The following is a 19206-nucleotide window of genomic DNA, read 5'->3' on the forward strand; positions in this document are numbered from 1 at the left end:
TGGGCCTCGGCCGACTCCTTGCAAGCAGACGAGCCCTGGAATGCCCCAGCGCCTTAGGCGGCGTCCGCTTTCAAAGAAAGCGTGAAAAGAACGCCAGCACGCGGCGGGGGTACTCATCGGGTGCGGCCCGGAGGTAGTCCCCGTGGCCAGTCCCCGGCACCCGCCACTTCTCCCAGGGGCCTTTGGCCTGACCCAGCAGGTGGTCCAGGGCGGCGTCGGGCACCCACGGATCATCCGTCCCGGCCACCAGCAGGACGGGGCGGTCGCCCAGGGCGGCCATGTCCCGCGCGGGTTGCACGGCGTTCACGTCCACGCCCGCGCGCTTCATCACCGTCAGCGCCGGCCACAGGCCCAGGGGGCCCCAGTGTCCCAGCTCGTCCTGGAGCGCCTGCGCGGGGGCGACGGCCGCGGCCTCCACCACCACGGCCTTGAGGCGCGGGTCGCCGGCCGCCGCCTTCAGCACGGAGTAGCCTCCCAGGGAGAACCCGAGCGCCCCGATGCGGAGGGTGTCCACCTCCGGTTGACGCGCCGCGAAGTCCACCGCCGCCATCACCTGGCCCGCCTCGCGGTCGCCATAGGTGGACACCGTGCCCGCGCTCTCTCCGTGGGCCGCCAGGTCGAAGAGCACCAGGCCGTACCCCGCCTGGGCCAGGAAGCGGGCTTCAGGCAGCAGCTGCGTGCGGTTGCCCGACAGGCCGTGCACCAGGATGACGAGCGCCCCGTTCTTCGGCGGCAGGTACCAGCCCTTGAGCTGGAGCCCGTCCCGGTCCTGGAACGCCACGTCGCGCAGGCCGGCGAACACCGCGTCGTCGGGAGGGCGCTCCACGGGCCGGCGCGGCGGGTAGACCTCCGACGCGATGTAGCGCGCGCTGCGCACCGCGACCCAGGCCGCCAGGGCCAGCAGCGCCACGCCGCCCAGCACCAGCCCGGTGATGAGCCCGCGCTTCATGCCTGGCCCCGGGCCTCCTGGCCCATCCACGCCTCCAGCTTCGCCTCCAGCACGTCCAGCGGCAGCGAGCCCGTCAGCAGCACCTCGTCGTGGAACGCCTTCACGTCGAAGCGCGGGCCCAGCGTGGCCTCCGCCCGCGCGCGCAGGGCGCTGATGCGCAGCTGGCCGACCTTGTAGGCCAGGGCCTGTCCCGGCCACGCGATGTAGCGGTCCACCTCGTTGGTGACGTCCAGCTCCTGGCGTGGGGCGTTCTCCATGAAGAAGTCCAGCGCCTGCTTCCGCGTCCACCGCTTCGCGTGCAGGCCGGTGTCCACCACCAGCCGCACCGCGCGCCACATCTCGAAGGCGAGCTGGCCGAACTTGTCGTGCGGGTCGTCGTACAGGCCCAGCTCGTCGCCCAGGGACTCGCAGTACAGCGCCCAGCCCTCGTCGTAGGCGACGTAGGACGTGAAGCGGCGGAACTCCGGCAGCTCGGTCAGCTCGGAGGCCAGGGCAATCTGGAGGTGGTGGCCGGGCACGGCCTCGTGCAGCGTCAGGGGCACCATCTCCCAGATGGGCCGCGTCTCCGGCCGGTAGAGGTTCACCTGGAAGACGCCCGGGCGCGAACCGTCCGCGGCGGCGGGGAAGTAGATGCCCGTCGTCACGTCCGGGGCCATGGCCTCCGGCACGGGTTCGACGACGTAGGGCTTCTTCGGCATCGCGCGGAACAGCCGCTCCAGCAGCGGATCAATGCGCTTCGCCAGCGCCCGGTAGCGCTCGAGCAGCGCCTCGCCCGTGGGCTCGTAGAAGCGCGTCTCCGTGCGCAGGGTCTCGAAGAAGTCCTGGAGCGTGCCGCTGAAGCCCGTGAGGGCCATCACCCGGTCCATCTCCGCTCGCAGCCGCCGCACCTCGTCCAGCCCCAGGGCGTGGATCTCCTCCGGCGTCAGGCGCGTCGTCGTGTGCCGGCGCGTGAGGACCGAGTACAGGGCCTCTCCGTCCGGGAACTGCCACACGCCCACGGTCTCCGGGGCCGCGGGGAGGTACTCCGCCAGGAGGAAGTCCCGGGCGCGTCGCAGGGCGGGCACCACCGTGTTCGCGATGGCGTCGCGCGCGGCCTGCGCCAGCCGGCGCGCGTCCGCCTCCGGCACGTCCGTGGGGAAGCGGGTGAAGGGACCGTAGAAGCCGCTCCGGGTCGGGTCGCTGACGAGCTGTCGCTCCAACTGCGGCGGGATGCGCTGGAGCACGATGCGCGGGTGGATGCGGTGCTGGCGCAGGCCCTCGCGCATCAGGGCCACGACCTGATCCGCGTAGGCGCCGAAGCGCTCCAGCCGCTTCACCCAGTCCTCGTAGTCGCGCACCGTCTCGAAGCGCAGGGTGTCCGCGAGCTGGTACGCCGTCTGGAGCCCCGGCGGCTGCTTGAGCCCCTCCGGCAGGCCGCCCAACTGGTTGAGCGGCAGCAGGTGCCACTTCACCGCGTACTCCTCCAGCCACGTCTCGTGCAGGCGGCGGAAGAGGTCCAGGTGGAGCCGGTCCGCGTCGTCGTCCAGGGCCTCGCGGTCCACGCGGGCGAGCCGCGCCAGCACGTCCTGGCTGTGGCGGTGATCCGCCTCCAGCCCGGCGAGGCTCAGGTCGTCCCAGCGGTCGTTCCACCGACGATCCCCCAACAGCGAGGCATAGGTGGGGTACTGCTGGAGCGAGTACTGCCACTCCGCGTCCAGCAGGGCGTGCAGCGCGGCGGACGCGCCGCCGCGCTGGGAGGTGGATTCGGGAGGCATGGACGGACTCCAGACGACTACACGAACATCGACGGATCGAACTCGTCCACGTTGACCGGCAGGATGCGCGGCAGGGGGCGCTGGAAGACCTTCGCGTTCAGCTCCAGGTCGACGATCTTCAGGCCGGACGGGACGAGCTCGCGGAAGCGCTGGCTCACATATTCGCGCAGGCCCAGCACGGCCACCTGGCGCTTCTCCTCCAGCAGCGGCTTGAGGGCCTCCGCGAAGTCCGCGCCGTCGTGGCTGGCGAGTCCCACCGCCGCGCCAGGGCGCTGGGTGCGGATGTTCTCCAGCAGCTTGAGGATGCCCAGGTCCACGACCTTCTGGTCCGGCCGGCCGTGCAGCAGCGCGACCTCGCAGCCCGCGGACTTCAGCGCGCGCACGAAGCCGATCATCGCGTCCGGGAGCTGTTCACCGCGCGCGTTGAGCACCACCACGCAGCGCACCGGCTTGGGGAAGTAGGTCTCGCAGAAGCCGATGAGCCGGTCGAACTGCACCCGATCCTGGGGCTCGGGTTTGCGGCCCACGATGTTGGAGACGGCCCAGTCGACGTTCTCGGCGTCGATGAGCACGTAGGAGGCGGCGGCTGGACGGACGGGTTGCATGGCGGTGACAATACGCGGCCCGCTGGCGGTTGGGGGGCTTCTTCAGCGCGCGCGGATCCGTTGAAACTCCGCAAGCAACAATTCGGACACCCTGCGCACACGCGGGATGTCCAACGCGGATTTCGCGCACACCAGGTGGGTCTGGCTCCGGGCGAACGGCCCCAGGTCCAGCTCCAGCGGCACCAGCCGTGTCGGGCGTTGGAAGCGGTGCGGCATGCGTCCCAGCACCATGGCGCCCAGCCCGGCCTCCGCCGCCGCCAGCAGCAACAGGTAGTTGTCCGCGGTGAACGACGGCGTGAAGCCGGGGATGAGCGACTCCAACTGGGGGTTGGGGGGCACCGCCTCGAACGGGGGCGCCCAGGCCACCCAGGGAAGTTGTTGGAGCGTCACCTTTCTTGGCAGCCGGGCCTTGAGGGCCCTGGAGACGAAGACGCCGTTGGTGATCTCCAGCGTGTCCACGAGCTTGAGGTCCGGGCTCGCGGGAGGTTGGCCGCGCAGCGCGAGGTCCGCCTCGCCGCGAGCGAGGTCCAGGTAGCGCACCTGGGACTGCACCTCCAGCCGGAGGTCCGGGTGCTTCTGGGCGACGAACGCGGCGAAGGGCGCCAGGAAGTCGAAGCCCACGAAGGGCGTGCTCGTCACCCGCACGAGCCCCCGGGGCGAGCTGTCCGCGGACTCGGCCGCGCGGTGCAGCTCTCCGGCCCACTCGGCCATCTTCTTCGCGGGCACCACCAGCCGCTCCCCCGCCGCCGTCAGCGCCGCGCCGTCCACGCTCCGGCGGAAGAGCGCCGCGCCCACGGCGTACTCCAGCGCGGCCAGACGGCGGCTCACCGTGGGCTGACCGATGCGCAGGCGCCGCGCGGCGCCGCTGAAGCTGCCCGTCTCCGCGATGGCCAGGAACAGCCGGGCGTCGTCCCAGGAGATATCCATGAATGGATGGCATCATGCCGCTTTCGTGGATTTCCATCCACGCGCGCATCGTCCAAGGTGCGGTCCGTATCGAACGACCGGGCCCGCCCGGCAAGGAGCCTCGCCATGAAGTCATTGCTGCTCGCGCTTTGCCTCGCCGTGGTCGGCGCGGGGTGCGCCACGTCCTCCCACGACGTCAAGAGGTCCGCGCTGGGGGTGACGAAGCCCGCGTCCGCGCTGCTCACGGAGCTGGACGTTCCGGGGCCGGTGGAGTTGGAGACCGTCACGTCGTGCGACTGGGCGGTGGACCGCGGCGGCCTCATCAACCTGGATCACCCCACGGCGAAGGCGGCGAACCTGAAGGACGACGAGGAGCCCGTCCAGGTCTTCTTCCACGCGCTGCGGCACCCGACGCAGGGGCTGTACATCGTGGACACCGGCGTGGAGACGGCGCTGCGGGACGCGCCGGAGCGCTCCGCGATGCGCGGCGTCGTGGCGAGCGCGATGAACATGGAGAAGATGAAGGTGCTGATGCCGCTGGGCGAGTGGCTGGCGAAGCAGCCGAAGCCGGTGGCCGGCGTCTTCCTCACGCACCTGCACCCGGACCACATCACCGGCATGGCGGACGTGCCAGCGGGGACGCCCGTGTTCACCGGTCCGGGAGAGGCCGCCAAGCGCACCTTCGTGAACCTGTTCGCGCAGGGCGCCGTCAACCGCGCGCTGGAGGGCAAGCCGGCGCTGTCGGAGTGGAACTACACCGCCGACCCGCAGGGACTCTTCGACGGCGCGGTGGACGTCTTCGGTGACGGCTCGGTGTGGGCGCTCTGGGTGCCGGGACATACGCCGGGGAGCACCGCGTACCTGGTGCGCTCGACGAAGGGGCCGGTGCTGCTGCTGGGAGATACCAGCCACACGCGCTGGGGCTGGGAGCACGACGTGGAGCCGGGCACCTTCACGCAGGACGGGCCGCGCAGCGTGGAGAGCTTCCGCAAGCTGCGAGCCTTCGTCGCGGCGCACCCGAGCGTGCAGGTGCGCTTCGGTCACCAGCACTGAGCTTCAGTGTGAAGCGTTCGCGTCACCTCCGCCGCGAAACGCGCGGCGGTAGGCCAGGGGGCTGGTGGTGACGAAGCGCTGGAAGTGCTCACGAAAGGCCGTCGTGGAGCCGAAGCCCACCTTGCGCGCGACCGCTTCCACGGACTGGCTGGTGGTCTCCAGCAGGTGCTGGGCGCGGCGCACGCGGGCGCGGAGCAGCCACTGGAGGGGCGTGGTGCCGGTCTGTTCCCGGAAGCGGCGGCTCAGGGTGCGCTCGCTCATCGCCGCCCTGCGCGCGAGCGAGGGGAGGGGGAGGGGCTTGTGGAGGTGGTCCTCCATCCAGTGCAGCAGGGGTTGCAGTGAAGCGCCCTCCGGGGTGGGCGGCGCGTGGGTGATGAACTGGGATTGGCCGCCGTCGCGCTCCAGGGGCATCACCGAGCGCCGGGCCGCCTCCGCCGCCACCGCGGCGCCGTGGTCCCGCCGCACCAGGTGCAGGCATAGGTCGAGTCCCGCGGCGGCTCCCGCGGAGGTCAGGAGCTGGCCGTTGTCGACATAGAGGACGTTCGGATCCACCTGGATGGCCGGGTGGCGCCGGGCCAGCTCCTCCGTGGCCAGCCAGTGGGTCGTCGCGCGGAGCCCGTCGAGCAGGCCCGTCGCCGCGAGCAGGAAGGCCCCTGAGCAGATGGACGCGATGCGCGTGCCCCGGGCCGCCGCCGCGCGCACGGCGCTCACCAGCCGGGGGGGCACCGGAGCGGAGACGTCCGTGATGCCGGGCAGGATGATGGTGTCCGCCCGGGCCAGCTCCGCCAGGCCGTGCCGGGTCTTCATCTGGAAGGGGCCCGCGTCGACTTCGGGAGTCACCCCGCAGACCCGGACCTGATAGCCGGCCGCCCCCCCAGGGAGGCGGACGCAGCCGAACACCTCGCACGGGGTCGACAGATCAAACGACACCACTCCATCCAGCGCGACGACGGCGACGACGTGCATGGCGGGAAGATGACAGCCCACCGCATTCCCGCCAAGCGCGCGTCCGTGGCGGGAAGTCGTTGAAGATTGGCATTTCCGCCACTCACGGCCCTGGACGGACGCATGCCATACGGAGGGCGTGGCGATGGGCGCCATCGGGTCTCCGAGGCTGCGAGTGCTGCTCTACCGCTTCCTGCTCCTGCTCAAGTTCACTGGCGTGGTGCTCTATGGGGGTGGGCTCGTCGGGGCGTTGAGCGCCACGGCTTCCGTTGATCGCAAGCGCGCGGTGCATGCCATCGCGTCGCCGGGGTTGGTGGTGACGTGGACGGCGGGCTACTTCCTCACGCTCCAGCTCAACCTGTCGCTGACGGAGCCGTGGATCCTGGGAGGGCTTGCGCTGTCGCTGGTGTCCCAGCTCGCGCTGGTGGCCATGGCGACACGCGAGCGCCGCACGGTGGCGGGGGCGTTGCTGGCCGCCGTTCCGTTCTTCTTCGTCCTGGTGCTGATGATCTTCCGGCCGCGCTGGCCCGGGGTGGACCCATGAGCGCGTTGCGGCAGTTGCGGCTCATCGCCTTCCTGGAGGGGCTGTCCTTCCTGGGGCTGCTCTTCGTGGCGATGCCGGTGAAGTACCTGCTCGGACAGCCGCTGGCGGTGCGCGTGGCCGGCAGCGTCCACGGGCTCCTGTTCCTGCTCTTCGTGTCGTCGCTGTTCCGCGCGGCCGCCGAGCACGGGTGGCCCGCGCGCCGCTCGCTCGCGGCGTTCGGTGCGTCGCTGGTCCCGTTCGGGAACTTCGTGCTCGACCGGATGCTCAAGCGCGAGGAGGACGGTATTCGCGAACTCCAGGAACAGGACATGTGCCCGACAAACCACTACCCGTCCAGCGGGGAACAGCGCAGGTTTGATTCCTCTCACAGGAGCAGGCCATGAAAGTCTTCGTGTTGGGCGCGACGGGATACATCGGCGGGTCGGTGGCGGTGCGATTGATGGCTGCGGGCCACACCGTGGTGGGCACCGCCCGCACGCAGGACAAGGCCCGGGAGCTGGAGGCGCGGGGCCTCCAGGCCACGGTCGCGTCGTTCGACGACGTGGACGTGCTGACGCGGCTGGCGAAGGACGCGGACGCGGTCATCAACGCGGCCTCGGCGGATGACCGAAAGACCGTGGAGGTGCTGCTCGCCGCGCTCAAGGGCTCCCAGAAGCGCTTCATCCACACCAGCGGCTCCAGCATCGTCGCCACCGACACCGGCGGCACGCTGACGACGCAGGTGCACGATGAGGACATGCCCATCGACCCCGTCCCGGAGAAGGTGGCCCGCATCGCGCTGGACCGGCTCGTGCTGGACGCGACGAAGGACGGCATCCACACGAACGTCATCTGCCCGTGCCTCATCTACGGCAAGGGCCTGGGCCTCAACCCGGACAGCGTCCAGCTGCCCCCGCTCATCAAGTACGCGCGGGAGACGGGCACCGCGCGCTACATCGGGAAGGGGGAGAACGTCTGGTCCAACGTGCACATCGAGGACCTGGCGGACCTGTACCTGATGGTGCTGGAGCGCGCGCCGGCCGGGACGTTCTATTTCGCGGAGAACGGAGAGGCGAACTTCCGCGACGTGGTGACCGCCATCGGCAAGCGCTACGGCCTGCCCGTCGGCAGCATGCCGGTGTCGGAGGCGGAGAAGCTGTGGGGCGTGGAGCTGGGGCGACTGGCGCTCGCGTCCAACAGCCGCATCCACGCGAAGCGGGCCCGCGCGCTGGGCTGGAAGCCGCACCGGCCCTCGGTGTTCGACGTCATCGCGGAAGCGACGTAGCCCGTGTTGAAGGCCGCGAGCCCCAGGAGGCCCGCGCCTTCCGCTGCCTCACGCCCCCGGGGCCGGCAGCATGAAGCTCAGCACGGCCACGTGAGGACGGCGGGTGGACCCAGGCTGGAGCGCCATCGCCGCGCTCTACGCCGTGGCGTGGGCGTGGGCGTGGCTGCTGCTGGACGAGCCGCTGACCCCGTCCATGCCCACCGCGGGCAAGCTCATCCTGGGGAGCGTGGCGCTGGGGCCGCCTCGAACTTCCAGATCCGATAGCCTTCGCGCACCGGTCGCACGAACCGGCGGACGAGGAACGCCATCACGCGCTGGCCGGCGAGCTCCGTCGCGCGCTGCACGATGGAGGTGGAGGACGCGGTCGTGTAGCCGGCCTCCTGGAAGACGGACTCCGGCGCATCCGTCAGGTCGCGGAAGAACGCGCCCATCTCGGAGATCACCGCGTACAGGTCCTGGCTGTACGCCTTCATGAAGGCCGCGCGCATCAGGTCGCAGTACACGACGTGCTGGGGAAACACGTCCCGCAGCACGGCGAGCAGGTCCCGGCGCTGCGCGTGCGTCAGGTACATGAACACGCCTTCGATGATGACGTGCGTGCGCCGCGCGTCCCGGTACGGCGCCAGCCGGGCGGCGAGCGACTCCGTGGCGAAGTCGATGGACAGGCGCTCCAGCGGGTTCTTCGCCTCCGACACCGGGAGGCTCGCGTCCTTGTGCGCGATGATGGCGGGGTCATCCACCTCCAGCCACCGGCCGCCCTTCAGCCGGTAGGCCCGCGTGTCGAAGCCCGCGCCGACCACCACCACCCGCGCCTGCGGGTCCCGGTCGAGCTCCTCCTGCACCAGCGTGTCGATGATTTGATGCCGCGCGGCATTGCTGGAGTTGGGCCGCGAGAAGGACTTGAAGCGCTCCCAGACCTGCCGGGCCTCGTCGTTCAGGAACCGCGCGGCGAAGGTGTCACCACACAGCGGACGGCGGCGGCGCGCGTCCTCCACCCGGCAGCCCAGGGTGTAATACGCGGTCTTCGAAACGGCGTTGGCCATGCACCTGCCCTCCTTGAAACCCGGCGGCAGCTTGCATGAGATGCCCCTTTTTCCGAAAGGAAGGTTCCGTGATGAAGAGGATCGGGATGACGCTGTGCATGGCCCTGCTGGGGACGGGCTGTGCGCATTCCCCGAAGGTTCCGGATCCGGAGCAGGGCTCCCGGTCGGAGTCGCTCGCGGCGGCGGCGGAGAAGGCCTACAGGGCGCTGGAGTTTCCCCGGTGCGCGGAGGACTTCCGCGCGGCGGCGGAGGCGGACCCGGATGGCGCCACGCGCGCGGAGTCCCTCTACCGCGCGGCGGGGTGTGACGCCCTCGCGGGCGACACGCACGCGGCCGTGGAGGTGTTGAAGCGCGCGGTCCAGGGCGGCTACTTCAACGCGGATCATCTCCAGTACAACCCGGAGCTGGAGCCGCTGCGCGGGCAGGCGGACTGGGACGGCCTGGTCGCGCAGGCCCGGGCCAACCTGGCGAAGGCGGCGGAGCCCCCGTTCCCGGTGCCGACGCTCGCGGGCGTGGACACGTTCGGCTCCAGGAGGGCGGATGCGGCGGCGGTCCTCCAGGTGCTGGGACTGGAGGTCGGCAAGCCCATTGTGCGCAGCGCCGCGCTCATGGCCCGGAAGGAGGCCGTGCTGCGCAAGCAGTTCAACCTGGCCTTCGCCAAGGTGAGCATGTCCGTCTTCTTCGCGGAGGAGCTGAAGGGCAACGCCTTCGTGACGGTGGACATGGTGGACGCGGAGGATGCGCAGCGGGTGCGCTTCCTTCCCGCACCCCAGGGGCACCCGAAGGACCCTGATGGGTTGGTTGACCGGTGGCGGGCCTACGAGGACCGCCTGTGGCCGCTGCTGGTGCAGGGAAAGCTCGACCCGGAGAAGTCCCTCTGCCAGGTCGCCCACTGCATCGGGGGCTTCGGTCATCCGGACCTCGCGGACTTCGAGCCGGAGTTCCTGGCGAAGGTCCCGAAGGCGCTGGATGCGTTGACGGCGGTGCTGCGCGAGGACGCGGACGAGGAGCGGCGCACGGTGGCCGCGCTCCTGCTGGCCTATGCGCCCACGGCGGAGGAGGCCGTCCGCCGCCTGGTGCCCTTCATCCGCGACCCTTCATCCGGGGTGCGCAACAGCGTGCTGCGCGTGTTGACGGCCACGCAGGAGAACGCCAAGGCGCCCCTGCTGGACGTGGCCACGGTGGTGGACGCGGCGTCGATGCCGACGGTGAGCGACCGCAACAAGTCGCTCTACCTGCTCACGTACCTGCTGGACGACCTTCCGGCGGAGGCCCTGAACGCGCAGCGGGCCGGGCTCACGAAGCAGCTCGGTGAGGCCCTGGTGACGATGGCGGCGCTCCAGCAGCCCATCAACCGGGAGCCCGCGGTGAAGGTGCTGGAGCGGCTGTCCGGGGAGAAGCATGAGAGCGCGGACGCGTGGCGCGCGTGGCTCTCGCGTCAGCCGAAGTAGGGGCCCGCGGCTTCAGTCCCCGACGCGCACGGACAGGGGGGTGGAGAACTGGCGCACGACGCAGTCCTCCGCGCTCCCGTCCTCCCACGCGAGCATCGCGAACTCGGCCGGGGCGTCGAGCGCGACGATGGGGTGGTGCCACACGCCCCGGTGGTAGTTGACGCCCTGGCCGGGGCCGCAGACGAACGCGACGAGGCCGTCCAGGTCCGGGCCTCCCGACGGCGCCGCGGGCGCGACGCACACCAGGAACCGCGAGCAGCGCATGGGCAGGAAGGCCTGGCTGGAGCGCGGATGGTGTTCGAGCAGCTTCACGCAGAAGGGCAGCGGCTGCGGCACCGAACGGAACACCGCGAGGTTGGGCTTCGCCCCCGCGCGGTCGCTCTCCAGCTTCGCCGACCAGTCGAACCGCACCGCCGTGCCCTGGTTCGCGGCCGCACCCGCCTTGAGTCCCGCGGACACGACGTCGCCAAAAGGGGCGAAGGCCTCCGGGGTCAGGGGGCGCGCGACGATGGAGCGGGGCGGGGTGGGGGCGTCCTTCATGCGGGAAATATACGGGGGAGGGGGCCCGGGGAAAAACGTCAGGGGCCCAGACCTTTTGGCGGACCCGTTCGTTCCAGGGAGACCTGCCGGCGCGGGCCTCCCCCGCCGCTCGCGTCATCCCGCTGGAGAACCCCATGTTCAAGTCGCTCGCCCTTGGTCTCGGTCTGCTCACGCTTCCCCAGGTCTCGCTCGCCCAGGCGCGGAGCGCTCCGGTGGACGCGGTGGCGCCCGCCGCGAAGAAGGCGCCCGCCGGCCCCGCGCCCGCGGTGGTGGACGCGGCCATGTCCGCGCCCCGCGTGCAGATCGCCCTGCTGCTGGACACCAGCGGCAGCATGGATGGCCTCATCGACCAGGCCCGGCGCCAGCTCTGGACGGTGGTGAACACGTTCCAGAAGGCGCGCCGGGACGGCCAGATGGCCCGGCTGGAGATCGCCCTCTACGAGTACGGCAAGGAGGAGATCCCCGCGAAGGACGGCTACATCCGCCAGCTCCTGCCCTTCACCACGGACCTGGACAAGGTCTCCGAGCAGCTCTTCGCGCTGCGCACCAACGGCGGGGATGAGTACTGCGGCCAGGTCATCCAGAAGGCGACGCTGAACCTGGCCTGGAGCAAGTCGAAGGAGGACCTGAAGCTCATCTACATCGCGGGCAACGAGCCCTTCAACCAGGGCCCCGTCGCCTACGCGAACGCCGTCGCCAGCGCGAAGGAGCACGGCATCGTCGTGAACACCATCCACTGCGGCCCCGCGGAGGTGGGGGCGCGCGACGGGTGGTCGGCCGCCGCGGCGCTCGCGAAGGGACAGGCGCTGAACATCGACCAGAACCGCGCCGTGGCCCACGTGGTGGCCCCGCAGGACGCGGAGCTGGCCCGGCTGAGCGGGGAGCTGAACAAGACCTACCTGGGCTACGGCGCCGAGGGGCGCGTGGGCAAGCAGCGGCAGGCGGAGCAGGACAGCAACGCCAAACTCAGCCCCGCCTCCACCGCCTCGCGCGCGGCGTCCAAGGCCAGCCACCACTATGACAACTCCAGCTGGGACCTGGTGGACGGCGCCAAGAAGGGCTCGGTGAAGCTGGAGGCGCTCAAGGACGACGAGCTGCCGCCGGAGCTGAAGGGCAAGTCGGTGGAGGAGCGCAAGGCCGTGGTGGCGCAGAAGGCGAAGGAGCGCACCGACCTCCAGAACCGCATCCAGGGCCTCCAGGGGGAGCGTGAGAAGTTCCTCGCCGCGAAGCAGAAGGAGACCGCGAGCGAGGGCGCGGAGACGCTCGACACGGCCATCATCCAGTCGGTGCGCCAGCAGGCAGCGGCGCGCAAGCTGGTGCTGGAGTAGGAGCAGGGCGGCGCGATATGGCAGGGGCCTCCTTCCCGCCATGTCCCCCGTCCTCCAGCGCCGCGCCATTCCATGAAGCTCGAGCGCCACGTCGGAGGACTGTCGCTGGCGCGCAAGGCGAACTACCTGCGCGCGCGTGGCTGGCGGGAGGAGGCGGGGGGCTGGTCGAGCGAGCGCTTCCAGCCCGTGCCCATCGCCCGCGCCATCCACCACCAGCTCACCGACGACCTCAGCGGCGCGCTGTGCGCCATGGGCTGGCGGGTGGTGGGGTACTCCGAGCGGGGCCATGTCCAGATGCGCGACGGTGAGCGGGGCAGGCCCTGCTCCCTGCCCAAGGCGCTGCGCGTCCAGGCCCGGCGGGAGCGGCGCCCCGTCGCCGAGCTGACCTACGAGCTGTTCCTCGCGGCCATCGTCGCGACCGAGGGTGGCCCCCCATGAGGCCGCCCGCCCCGCTGCCTGGACCGCCCGTGGGATTTGCGCGAACGCACGCCATGGGCCATGGAGTGGAGGGGTGACGTCCACGCCTGACGACTCCGCCGGCTTGAATGACGGCTACGTGTACCGCGAGCGGATGGGGGCCGCTGGCGTGGGCCGCACCGCGCTCGCCTACCTGACGGGCGCCTACCGTCACTCCACCGAAGCGGAGTGGCGCGCGCGCTTCGGGCGCGGAGAGGTCCAACTGGACGGCGTCACGGCGACCGGGGACGAGGTGCTGCGGGCCCACCAGGAGCTCTGTTGGCACCGGCCGCCCTGGAGAGAAGGGGCGACGCCGGACAGCTTCGAGCTGGTGTACGAGGACGCGTCGCTGCTCGCGGTCATCAAGCCGGGGGGACTGCCGACGCTGCCGTCCGGGGGCTTCCTCAAGAACACGCTGCTGTCGTTCGTGCGCCAGCGCTGGCCGGAGGCGTCCGCGCTGCACCGCCTGGGCCGCGCGACGTCCGGGCTGGTGCTCTTCTCCCGCACGCACGAAGCGGCGGCGCGGCTCTCCCGCAACTGGCGCGAGGGCGACGTGGAGAAGCGCTACCGGGCGCTCTCGGACGGGGTCGCGGCGCAGGACGCCTACGACATCCACGCGCCCATCGGGCTGGTGCCCCACCCCGTGCTGGAGTCCGTGCATGGCGCCACCGACAAGGGCAAGCCGTCCCACAGCCGCGCCGAGGTCCTGGAGCGGCGGGCAGGGCACACCCTCTTCGAGGTGCGCATCCACACGGGGCGCCCCGAGCAGATCCGCATCCACCTGGCGTACATCGGCCATCCGCTCACCGGGGACCCGCTGTTCGCGGCGGGAGGCCTGCCCCGTGAGCGCGAACCCGGCCTGCCCGGGGACGGCGGCTACCTGCTCCACGCGGAGACGCTCGCGTTCACCCATCCCCTCACCGGGGAGCGGCTGCGACTGCATGCGCCCCCACCCCCGGGGTTGAGGACCACGGCGGAAGGCTGACCCGGAGCGGCCGGCCAGCTCCTCCGTGCGGAGCCAGCCCCTTGCGTCGGCCTTGCCAGCGAGGCCCTGTTGCGCGTGGCCGTGGGGCCTCCGTCGCCGGGCTCAGGTCCCCGGGGGGCCTGGGTCCACTCGCGGCCGAGCAGGGCGTACTGGAACTCATCACCCCAGGCGCCCTTGAAGAAGACGTTCTCGATGAAGTGTCCCTCGCGCCGCAGGCCCAGACGCTCCAGCACGGTGGCGGCGGCGGTGTTCTTCGCATCCGTCACGGCGATGAGCCGGTGCAGGCGCAGGGTGCCGAACGCGTAGCCGGGTTGCTCCCGCGGGGCCTTCGCTGAGCAAGCCGCATGGGCCCTCCATGGCCCCATGCGGCTTGCTCGACCATTCCGAAGACCGCCACACCCCTTCGGAGCGTCCTCGAAGGAGGACGCCGTTGGTCTACGGCCCGGTGAGGTAGATTCTCACGCCGTCCGCTCCGGTCGTGACGAAGAGCAGCGAGCCGTCGCGGGAGATGCGCATGCGCCCGTTCACGAAGGCGGCGTTGCCGTTCCAGGAGAAGAGACTCGGGGCCGTTTCGATGTCGCGAAGCTTGCTCAGGGTCGTGGTGCTGTAGACGTCGATGCTCGTCTTCGCGCCGGTCCAGGCCAGATAGAGCTCATCGGTGACCGGGCTGTACACCGCCCCGATGGGCAACTCATTGGCGTAGCTTCCCACCCGGGTCGGCGATTTGAGGGTGCTATCGAAGACGAACAGCCCGCCGTAGGTCGGGAGCGCGTATTGCGAAGCGTTCCGGCTGACGGCGACTTCGTAGGCGAACCAGCCCGTGCTCGACTCCGCGAACGTCTGGGCTCCGACGCTGAAGCGTCCCCACTCGCCGCTGGAGATGTTCGACTCCGCATAGGCCACGGTGGAGCCGTCGGCGGACGCCGTCAGCATGGTGCTCTGGCGGACGCTGGCGAGCTTGGCGGCGGTGTCGTTGGACAGGTCGACCTTGCGCAGCGGAACCCAACCGGAGCCATTGAAATTGGAGGAGACGAGGGCCTCGGTGTTGGAGGTGAAGACCGCGGTGAACGTTCCTGCCTCGCTTCGCTCCAGCGTGAACTCGATCCGGCGTGACGCACCGGTCGTGAGATCGATCAACTGGACCCCGTTGTGGGTGGCGCTGAAGCCACCCTCCGCGACGATGAGCTTGTCGCCATCCGGAGACAGGTCGATGCCCCGGAAGGCGCCTCCGGTGAGCAGCGGTGCCTCGAACTCCCTCGTCTTGAGGTTGAACACGCGCACCTGCCCGGCGCCGTCGCGCGTCGTGATGTACAGGCGGTTGCGTCGGGCGTCATGGACCAGGTCCGTGCGGCCCGGCACCTGGAGGGCGATGGACGCGGGCGCGTCACAGTCACCCTGGGGACCCCATTGTCCCGACGTACATTCCCGGGACCGCGATCCGAGAATCCCACAGCCCGAGGTCTCAACGTCCCCGTCGATGCAGACGTCCAGATCCTCGCAGCGCGGCTCACCCCAGGCGCCGGAGGCGCAGGTCCGGGACCCCGTGCCGCGGCCATTCAGCCCGCAGGCCATCGACTCCTCGGAGCCATCCACGCACACGTCGGAATCCACGCAGAAGCCAGGAGCACTCCAGCCGCCCGCTTCGCAGGTGCGCTGCTGGACGCCACGGCCATTCAATCCGCAAGAGAGCGAATCCAGGGCGCCGTCCACGCACACATCGGGGTCCTCGCACGGGGTGTATTCGCTCCACCGTCCTGTCGCGCAGGTGCGCTGCTGGACGCCACGGCCATTCAATCCGCAGGCGGAGGTCTCCGAGGCGCCGTCCACGCAGTCGCGGACAGGCTCCGGATCACACGCCGTGAGTTGCGCGCCGAGCAGGCAGAGAAGAACGAGGTGGATCCTGCGCGACGGCAGGGCCCGCCGGGAGGCAGCGGTGTGGCTTTGATGGAGCATGTGTGGATTCAGCAAGGACGTGGGGCGCTGGACGTGGTTCATGGACTGCCTTCCCCCTTATTGGAGCGTGGACTGCGCACCGCGCCGGCAGCGCTTGGAGCCCTTGCCCTGGCGCGTTTGAGTTGCCGTTGTATGACGTCAAGGCCGCCAGATCCTGACTTGAGAGGCAATGCGGGGCGTCGTTTGTCAGACAGGCATGCCAGGTGTCTGGGTGGAGGCCGACCCCTCACGGCGTCACAGGTTCGTCCGACCCGCGAACAGCTCCACCACCCAGTCGATGAACACCCGCAGGCCCGCGTCACGTTGTCGCGCGGGTGGGTAGACCAGGAACAGGGGCCGGGCGTCGGGCAGCCATCCCTCCAGGACGGGCACCAGCTCACCGGAGGCCAGGTATGGCTCCAGCACGAAGCGAGGGGCGTACATGACGCCCAGACCGGCGAGCCCGGCGGCCAGGTACGCGTTGGTCTCGTTGAGGGTGAGCAGGCTGCGGCCCTGGACTTCGAGCCGCTCGCCCTCCCGGTTGAAGGTGAAGGGCAATTGCTTCCCGCTCGGCGAGGAGAAGTAGCTGATCACCGTGTGCGCCGGGCCGGCCAGCTCCTGCGGGTGGCGTGGCGGGCCATGACGCTCCACGTACCGGGGTGCCGCGCAGAACTGATAGCGGAGGTCACCCAGGTGCCGCGCGACCAGGGATTCGTCCTTCACGGCACCTCCCCGGATGGCGCAGTCGACGTTGTCCGACAGGAGGTCCACGACGCGGTCGCTCACCCCCAGCTCGACCTGCATCTGCGGATAGCGCGCGTAGAACGAGGGCAGGGCGGGGACGATCAGCAGCCGGGAGATGGTCCCGCTCGACTCCACCCGCACGCGCCCCCTGGGGCCACGCCGTGTCTGGGTCAGCGTGGATTCGAGCTCCCGCACTTCACCCAGGAGGCGCAAGGCCTGCTGGTAGTAGGTCATGCCCTCCGGGGTGACCGTCACGCGGCGCGTGGTGCGGTGCAGCAGCTTCACGCGCAGCTGCGCTTCCAGTTGCTGGATGAGCCGGGTCACCGCCGCCTTCGGGCGGCCCAGCGCCTCCGCCGCCTTGGTGAAGGTGCCGCTCTCCACCACGCGGACGAAGGCCTCCATCGCCGCGAACCTGTCCACCGTGCACCTCATTGTTTCAGGGGTGAAACGAAGTGTGTGAGGGGCGCGTGTTTATCCCAGGAGAGGCGGGGCGTATCTCCTGGCCCATGAAAAGACCTCTGCCCCGCGGTGCCTTCGTCGCTGTCTCACGTGCCCTCACCCTGCTGGTGCTGGCCATCGCTCCACTCCTGCCGTCCGCCGTCCACGCGGCGGCGCCCCAGGTGCGCACCCAGGCACCGGGCTTCCATCGGATGCTGCTCGGTGACTTCGAGGTCACCGTGCTGTCCGACGGCACCGTCCCCCAGACCGTTCGCGAGGTGGCGACGCGCACGACGCCGGAGCGGGTGAAGGACCTGCTCGCGCGCGATCACCTGGAGGACCCGGTCGAGCTGTCCATCAACGCGTTCCTCATCAACACCGGCACGTCGCTGGTGCTCGTGGACACGGGGGTGGGCGGCTTCTTCGGCCCCGGCGTGGGAGGCCAGCTCCAGCAGGGCCTCCGGGCCGCGGGCTACCAGCCCGAGCAGATCGACGTGGTGCTGCTCACGCACATCCACTCCGACCACTCCGGGGGCCTCATGTCCACCACGCGTCGGGCGTTCCCCAATGCCATCCTCCAGGTGCATGCGCGCGAAGTGGACTTCTGGCTCGGTCGCGAGGACACGGCGAAGGGGAGGGTGGATCCGAAGTACTTCGAGGAGGCGCGGGCGATGGTGGAGCCGTACCGCGCCGCGGGGAAGCTGAAGCCGTTCGGGAACGGGGACGCCATCGTTCCGGGCATCCGCGCGACCCCGACCCCGGGACATACGCCCGGGCACAGCGCCTTCGTCATCGAAAGCAGGGGGCAGCGGCTGGTCCTGTGGGGCGACCTCATGCACTTCGGTTCGGTGCAGTTGCGCGAGCCCGCGGTGACGGTCGCCTACGACGTGGATGAGCGCGCGGCCGCGTTCCAGCGAGCGCGTGCCTTCACGGAGGCCGCGAGGCGCGGCGATCTGGTCGGCCTCGCGCACATGCCCTTCCCTGGCCTGGGGCGGCTTGGCGCGGAGGGCAGGGGCTACCGGTGGATCCCGGCCAACTACAGCTCGGGCCAGCGGTGGCAGGGCGCGAACGTCACGGCGGAGTGAGGTGGGAGTACGCCTCGGGGCCGGACGCCGCTGGCGCTTCAGCGGCGTCCGGCCCCGGTTTCATGAAGCGGGGAGGGGAGCCAGGCCTACGGCCCGCGGAGGACGGTCAGTCCCCGGTCGGTGAGGACGAGCAGCATGGCCGGCGTCACGGTGGGCTCGTAGACGAGCTGCAGGACGCGCTGACCGGCCACCTCCTTCACCGGGGCCAGCGTCGTGCCGTCCTTCTCCAGCCGCCAGAGCCCCTGGCCGTTGGTGCCGATGTAGAGCGCGCCGTCATCCGTCGCCTTGAGGGCCTGGATGCGATCCGTCGGCAGGCCCGCCAGCTTGGACCAGTTCCCCGTCGAGCGGGACCTGGGTGTCATCGCCCAGACGCCGTACTCCGCGCTGCCCAGGTAGTAGCGACCCGAGCTGACCTGTTCGAAGGCGCGCCAGTAGTCGTCGGTGGCCTGGCCGTTGAGCACCTCGTTGAAGCTCTTGAAGCTCCAGGGTGTGGGCCCCTCCCAGGTGAACTCGCGGTCCCAGTCCTCCAGCTTGTCGCTGGGCACGAGCACGCCGAGCATCTGCTCATTCGCGACGAGCACGTCGCCGTTCGGCGCGATGCCCAGCCCGTGCATGTACGGGCATTGCAGCGAGCCCCACTTCGAGCCGTTCTCGTAGAGATACCAGCCTGGGTGACGGTGGCTGTTGTAGGTGAGCCCCTGGATGCGCGTCACGCCGTGGTTGGTCGTGATGTAGAGGTCGCCGCGATCCCGGCCGCGCGTCACGCGGGCGCAGTTCAGGACGGAGCGGTCCTCCTCGTAGTGGAAGTCGTTCGTGTTGTGGATGCCAAGCTGCTTGCCCTCGTTCGACGACTTGACGGTGCGCCAGAGGTGCTCTTCGAGCGCGACCTTCCCGTCGGCCTGGAGGCGGACCGCGTCCAGGTCTCCCTTCTGGTACTCGGCGTAGCGCTCGGGCGTGTAGAAATCCTCGCCGGGCTCGGGGATGTACGAGCGCTGCTCGATGCCCGGCGCGCGCTTCATCTCGTTGGCGCGATACCCCACGTACGCTCGCCCGGCCTCACCTCCGCAGATGACCGTGGAGCCGGTCGCGAGCGAGTCCGGGCCGAACGGCTGCCGCGCCTGCCCGACGCCCGACGTCCACGTGGGCGCCTTGTCGCCGGGGCGCAGCACGCCGATGCGGTAGCC

19 protein-coding genes are annotated in these 19206 nt (G+C 70.5%); 9 read left to right on the top strand and 10 right to left on the bottom strand.

Annotated features, from left to right (window positions below):
* Positions 1–70: 70 nt before the first annotated feature.
* From OV207_RS09425 to OV207_RS09440, 4 genes are read right to left on the bottom strand one after another with little or no spacing between them, the layout of a single operon-like run.
* Positions 71–949 (bottom strand): alpha/beta hydrolase, encoded by an 879-nt coding sequence (locus OV207_RS09425; RefSeq protein WP_193430328.1) that lies wholly within the window; start codon positions 947–949, stop codon positions 71–73.
* Positions 946–2703, bottom strand: a complete 1758-nt coding sequence (locus tag OV207_RS09430; RefSeq protein WP_267554378.1) for a DUF885 domain-containing protein — start codon at positions 2701–2703, stop codon at positions 946–948. The genes OV207_RS09425 and OV207_RS09430 overlap by 4 nt, the downstream gene beginning before the upstream one ends.
* A gap of 17 nt (positions 2704–2720) precedes the next feature.
* The gene (locus tag OV207_RS09435) at positions 2721–3308 is read right to left on the bottom strand and encodes an NYN domain-containing protein (RefSeq protein ID WP_120532492.1); all 588 of its coding nucleotides are present in this window, start codon (positions 3306–3308) and stop codon (positions 2721–2723) included.
* 42 nt (positions 3309–3350) lie between these two features.
* Positions 3351–4235, bottom strand: a complete 885-nt coding sequence (locus OV207_RS09440; protein ID WP_193430330.1) for a LysR family transcriptional regulator — start codon at positions 4233–4235, stop codon at positions 3351–3353.
* Between the two features lie 105 nt (positions 4236–4340).
* On the opposite strand from OV207_RS09440, the gene OV207_RS09445 reads away from it, so the two are divergent.
* Complete coding sequence (locus OV207_RS09445; protein WP_193430331.1) at positions 4341–5267, top strand: MBL fold metallo-hydrolase; 927 nt, start codon at positions 4341–4343, stop codon at positions 5265–5267.
* A gap of 3 nt (positions 5268–5270) precedes the next feature.
* On the opposite strand, the gene OV207_RS09450 is transcribed toward OV207_RS09445, so the two are convergent.
* Positions 5271–6233, bottom strand: coding sequence for a GlxA family transcriptional regulator (locus OV207_RS09450; protein WP_267554380.1), 963 nt, complete (start codon positions 6231–6233; stop codon positions 5271–5273).
* A gap of 124 nt (positions 6234–6357) precedes the next feature.
* Here OV207_RS09450 and OV207_RS09455 point away from each other — a divergent pair, with 124 nt between their 5' ends.
* From OV207_RS09455 to OV207_RS09465, 3 genes are read left to right on the top strand one after another with little or no spacing between them, the layout of a single operon-like run.
* On the top strand, positions 6358–6756 hold the full coding sequence (locus OV207_RS09455) for a hypothetical protein (RefSeq protein ID WP_267554381.1): 399 nt from the start codon (positions 6358–6360) through the stop codon (positions 6754–6756).
* A complete protein-coding gene (locus tag OV207_RS09460) occupies positions 6753–7139 on the top strand; it encodes a DUF3817 domain-containing protein (RefSeq protein WP_324291511.1) in 387 nt (128 codons plus the stop codon). Before OV207_RS09455 ends, OV207_RS09460 begins: the two co-directional genes overlap by 4 nt.
* The gene (locus OV207_RS09465) at positions 7136–8020 is read left to right on the top strand and encodes an NAD-dependent epimerase/dehydratase family protein (protein WP_267554382.1); all 885 of its coding nucleotides are present in this window, start codon (positions 7136–7138) and stop codon (positions 8018–8020) included. The genes OV207_RS09460 and OV207_RS09465 overlap by 4 nt, the downstream gene beginning before the upstream one ends.
* Before the next feature lie 212 nt (positions 8021–8232).
* Here the strand turns inward: OV207_RS09465 and OV207_RS09470 are convergent, their stop codons facing one another.
* Positions 8233–9063, bottom strand: a complete 831-nt coding sequence (locus OV207_RS09470) for a class I SAM-dependent methyltransferase (RefSeq protein ID WP_267554383.1) — start codon at positions 9061–9063, stop codon at positions 8233–8235.
* Between the two features lie 71 nt (positions 9064–9134).
* Here OV207_RS09470 and OV207_RS09475 point away from each other — a divergent pair, with 71 nt between their 5' ends.
* Entirely contained in the window at positions 9135–10514 is a 1380-nt protein-coding gene (locus OV207_RS09475) for a HEAT repeat domain-containing protein (protein WP_267554414.1), read from the top strand.
* Positions 10515–10526: 12 nt separating this feature from the next.
* On the opposite strand, the gene OV207_RS09480 is transcribed toward OV207_RS09475, so the two are convergent.
* Positions 10527–11054, bottom strand: coding sequence for an ureidoglycolate lyase (locus OV207_RS09480; RefSeq protein WP_267554384.1), 528 nt, complete (start codon positions 11052–11054; stop codon positions 10527–10529).
* 134 nt (positions 11055–11188) lie between these two features.
* On the opposite strand from OV207_RS09480, the gene OV207_RS09485 reads away from it, so the two are divergent.
* From OV207_RS09485 to OV207_RS09495, 3 genes are all read left to right on the top strand, one after another.
* Entirely contained in the window at positions 11189–12382 is a 1194-nt protein-coding gene (locus OV207_RS09485; protein WP_267554386.1) for a vWA domain-containing protein, read from the top strand.
* A 72-nt stretch (positions 12383–12454) separates the two neighbouring features.
* Positions 12455–12820 (top strand): hypothetical protein, encoded by a 366-nt coding sequence (locus OV207_RS09490; RefSeq protein WP_267554388.1) that lies wholly within the window; start codon positions 12455–12457, stop codon positions 12818–12820.
* A 133-nt stretch (positions 12821–12953) separates the two neighbouring features.
* Complete coding sequence (locus OV207_RS09495; protein ID WP_267554416.1) at positions 12954–13823, top strand: RluA family pseudouridine synthase; 870 nt, start codon at positions 12954–12956, stop codon at positions 13821–13823.
* Positions 13824–14258: 435 nt separating this feature from the next.
* On the opposite strand, the gene OV207_RS09500 is transcribed toward OV207_RS09495, so the two are convergent.
* Together OV207_RS09500 and OV207_RS09505 are read right to left on the bottom strand one after the other, a co-directional pair.
* Complete coding sequence (locus OV207_RS09500) at positions 14259–15776, bottom strand: YncE family protein (protein ID WP_267554390.1); 1518 nt, start codon at positions 15774–15776, stop codon at positions 14259–14261.
* Between the two features lie 234 nt (positions 15777–16010).
* The gene (locus OV207_RS09505) at positions 16011–16919 is read right to left on the bottom strand and encodes a LysR family transcriptional regulator (RefSeq protein WP_267554392.1); all 909 of its coding nucleotides are present in this window, start codon (positions 16917–16919) and stop codon (positions 16011–16013) included.
* Positions 16920–17005: 86 nt separating this feature from the next.
* On the opposite strand from OV207_RS09505, the gene OV207_RS09510 reads away from it, so the two are divergent.
* Positions 17006–18022, top strand: coding sequence for an MBL fold metallo-hydrolase (locus OV207_RS09510; RefSeq protein WP_267554395.1), 1017 nt, complete (start codon positions 17006–17008; stop codon positions 18020–18022).
* An 86-nt stretch (positions 18023–18108) separates the two neighbouring features.
* Here OV207_RS09510 and OV207_RS09515 read toward each other — a convergent pair.
* A partial coding sequence (locus OV207_RS09515) for a hypothetical protein (protein ID WP_267554397.1) occupies positions 18109–19206 on the bottom strand: 1098 nt, incomplete at its 5' end.

This window comes from Corallococcus sp. BB11-1, assembly GCF_026626625.1.
Lineage (GTDB): Bacteria > Myxococcota > Myxococcia > Myxococcales > Myxococcaceae > Corallococcus > Corallococcus soli.

What these genes read in the sequence shown, in the direction of transcription:
- OV207_RS09460 (WP_324291511.1), top strand. Translation starts at nt 6,753, where the DNA reads ATGAGCGCGTTGCGGCAGTTGCGGCTCATCGCCTTCCTGGAGGGGCTG.
- OV207_RS09450 (WP_267554380.1), bottom strand. Translation starts at nt 6,233, where the DNA reads ATGCACGTCGTCGCCGTCGTCGCGCTGGATGGAGTGGTGTCGTTTGAT.
- OV207_RS09485 (WP_267554386.1), top strand. Translation starts at nt 11,189, where the DNA reads ATGTTCAAGTCGCTCGCCCTTGGTCTCGGTCTGCTCACGCTTCCCCAG.
- OV207_RS09465 (WP_267554382.1), top strand. Translation starts at nt 7,136, where the DNA reads ATGAAAGTCTTCGTGTTGGGCGCGACGGGATACATCGGCGGGTCGGTG.
- OV207_RS09455 (WP_267554381.1), top strand. Translation starts at nt 6,358, where the DNA reads ATGGGCGCCATCGGGTCTCCGAGGCTGCGAGTGCTGCTCTACCGCTTC.
- OV207_RS09440 (WP_193430330.1), bottom strand. Translation starts at nt 4,235, where the DNA reads ATGGATATCTCCTGGGACGACGCCCGGCTGTTCCTGGCCATCGCGGAG.
- OV207_RS09490 (WP_267554388.1), top strand. Translation starts at nt 12,455, where the DNA reads ATGAAGCTCGAGCGCCACGTCGGAGGACTGTCGCTGGCGCGCAAGGCG.
- OV207_RS09475 (WP_267554414.1), top strand. Translation starts at nt 9,135, where the DNA reads ATGAAGAGGATCGGGATGACGCTGTGCATGGCCCTGCTGGGGACGGGC.
- OV207_RS09445 (WP_193430331.1), top strand. Translation starts at nt 4,341, where the DNA reads ATGAAGTCATTGCTGCTCGCGCTTTGCCTCGCCGTGGTCGGCGCGGGG.
- OV207_RS09495 (WP_267554416.1), top strand. Translation starts at nt 12,954, where the DNA reads ATGGGGGCCGCTGGCGTGGGCCGCACCGCGCTCGCCTACCTGACGGGC.
- OV207_RS09470 (WP_267554383.1), bottom strand. Translation starts at nt 9,063, where the DNA reads ATGGCCAACGCCGTTTCGAAGACCGCGTATTACACCCTGGGCTGCCGG.
- OV207_RS09480 (WP_267554384.1), bottom strand. Translation starts at nt 11,054, where the DNA reads ATGAAGGACGCCCCCACCCCGCCCCGCTCCATCGTCGCGCGCCCCCTG.
- OV207_RS09430 (WP_267554378.1), bottom strand. Translation starts at nt 2,703, where the DNA reads ATGCCTCCCGAATCCACCTCCCAGCGCGGCGGCGCGTCCGCCGCGCTG.
- OV207_RS09435 (WP_120532492.1), bottom strand. Translation starts at nt 3,308, where the DNA reads ATGCAACCCGTCCGTCCAGCCGCCGCCTCCTACGTGCTCATCGACGCC.
- OV207_RS09500 (WP_267554390.1), bottom strand. Translation starts at nt 15,776, where the DNA reads ATGCTCCATCAAAGCCACACCGCTGCCTCCCGGCGGGCCCTGCCGTCG.
- OV207_RS09425 (WP_193430328.1), bottom strand. Translation starts at nt 949, where the DNA reads ATGAAGCGCGGGCTCATCACCGGGCTGGTGCTGGGCGGCGTGGCGCTG.
- OV207_RS09510 (WP_267554395.1), top strand. Translation starts at nt 17,006, where the DNA reads ATGAAAAGACCTCTGCCCCGCGGTGCCTTCGTCGCTGTCTCACGTGCC.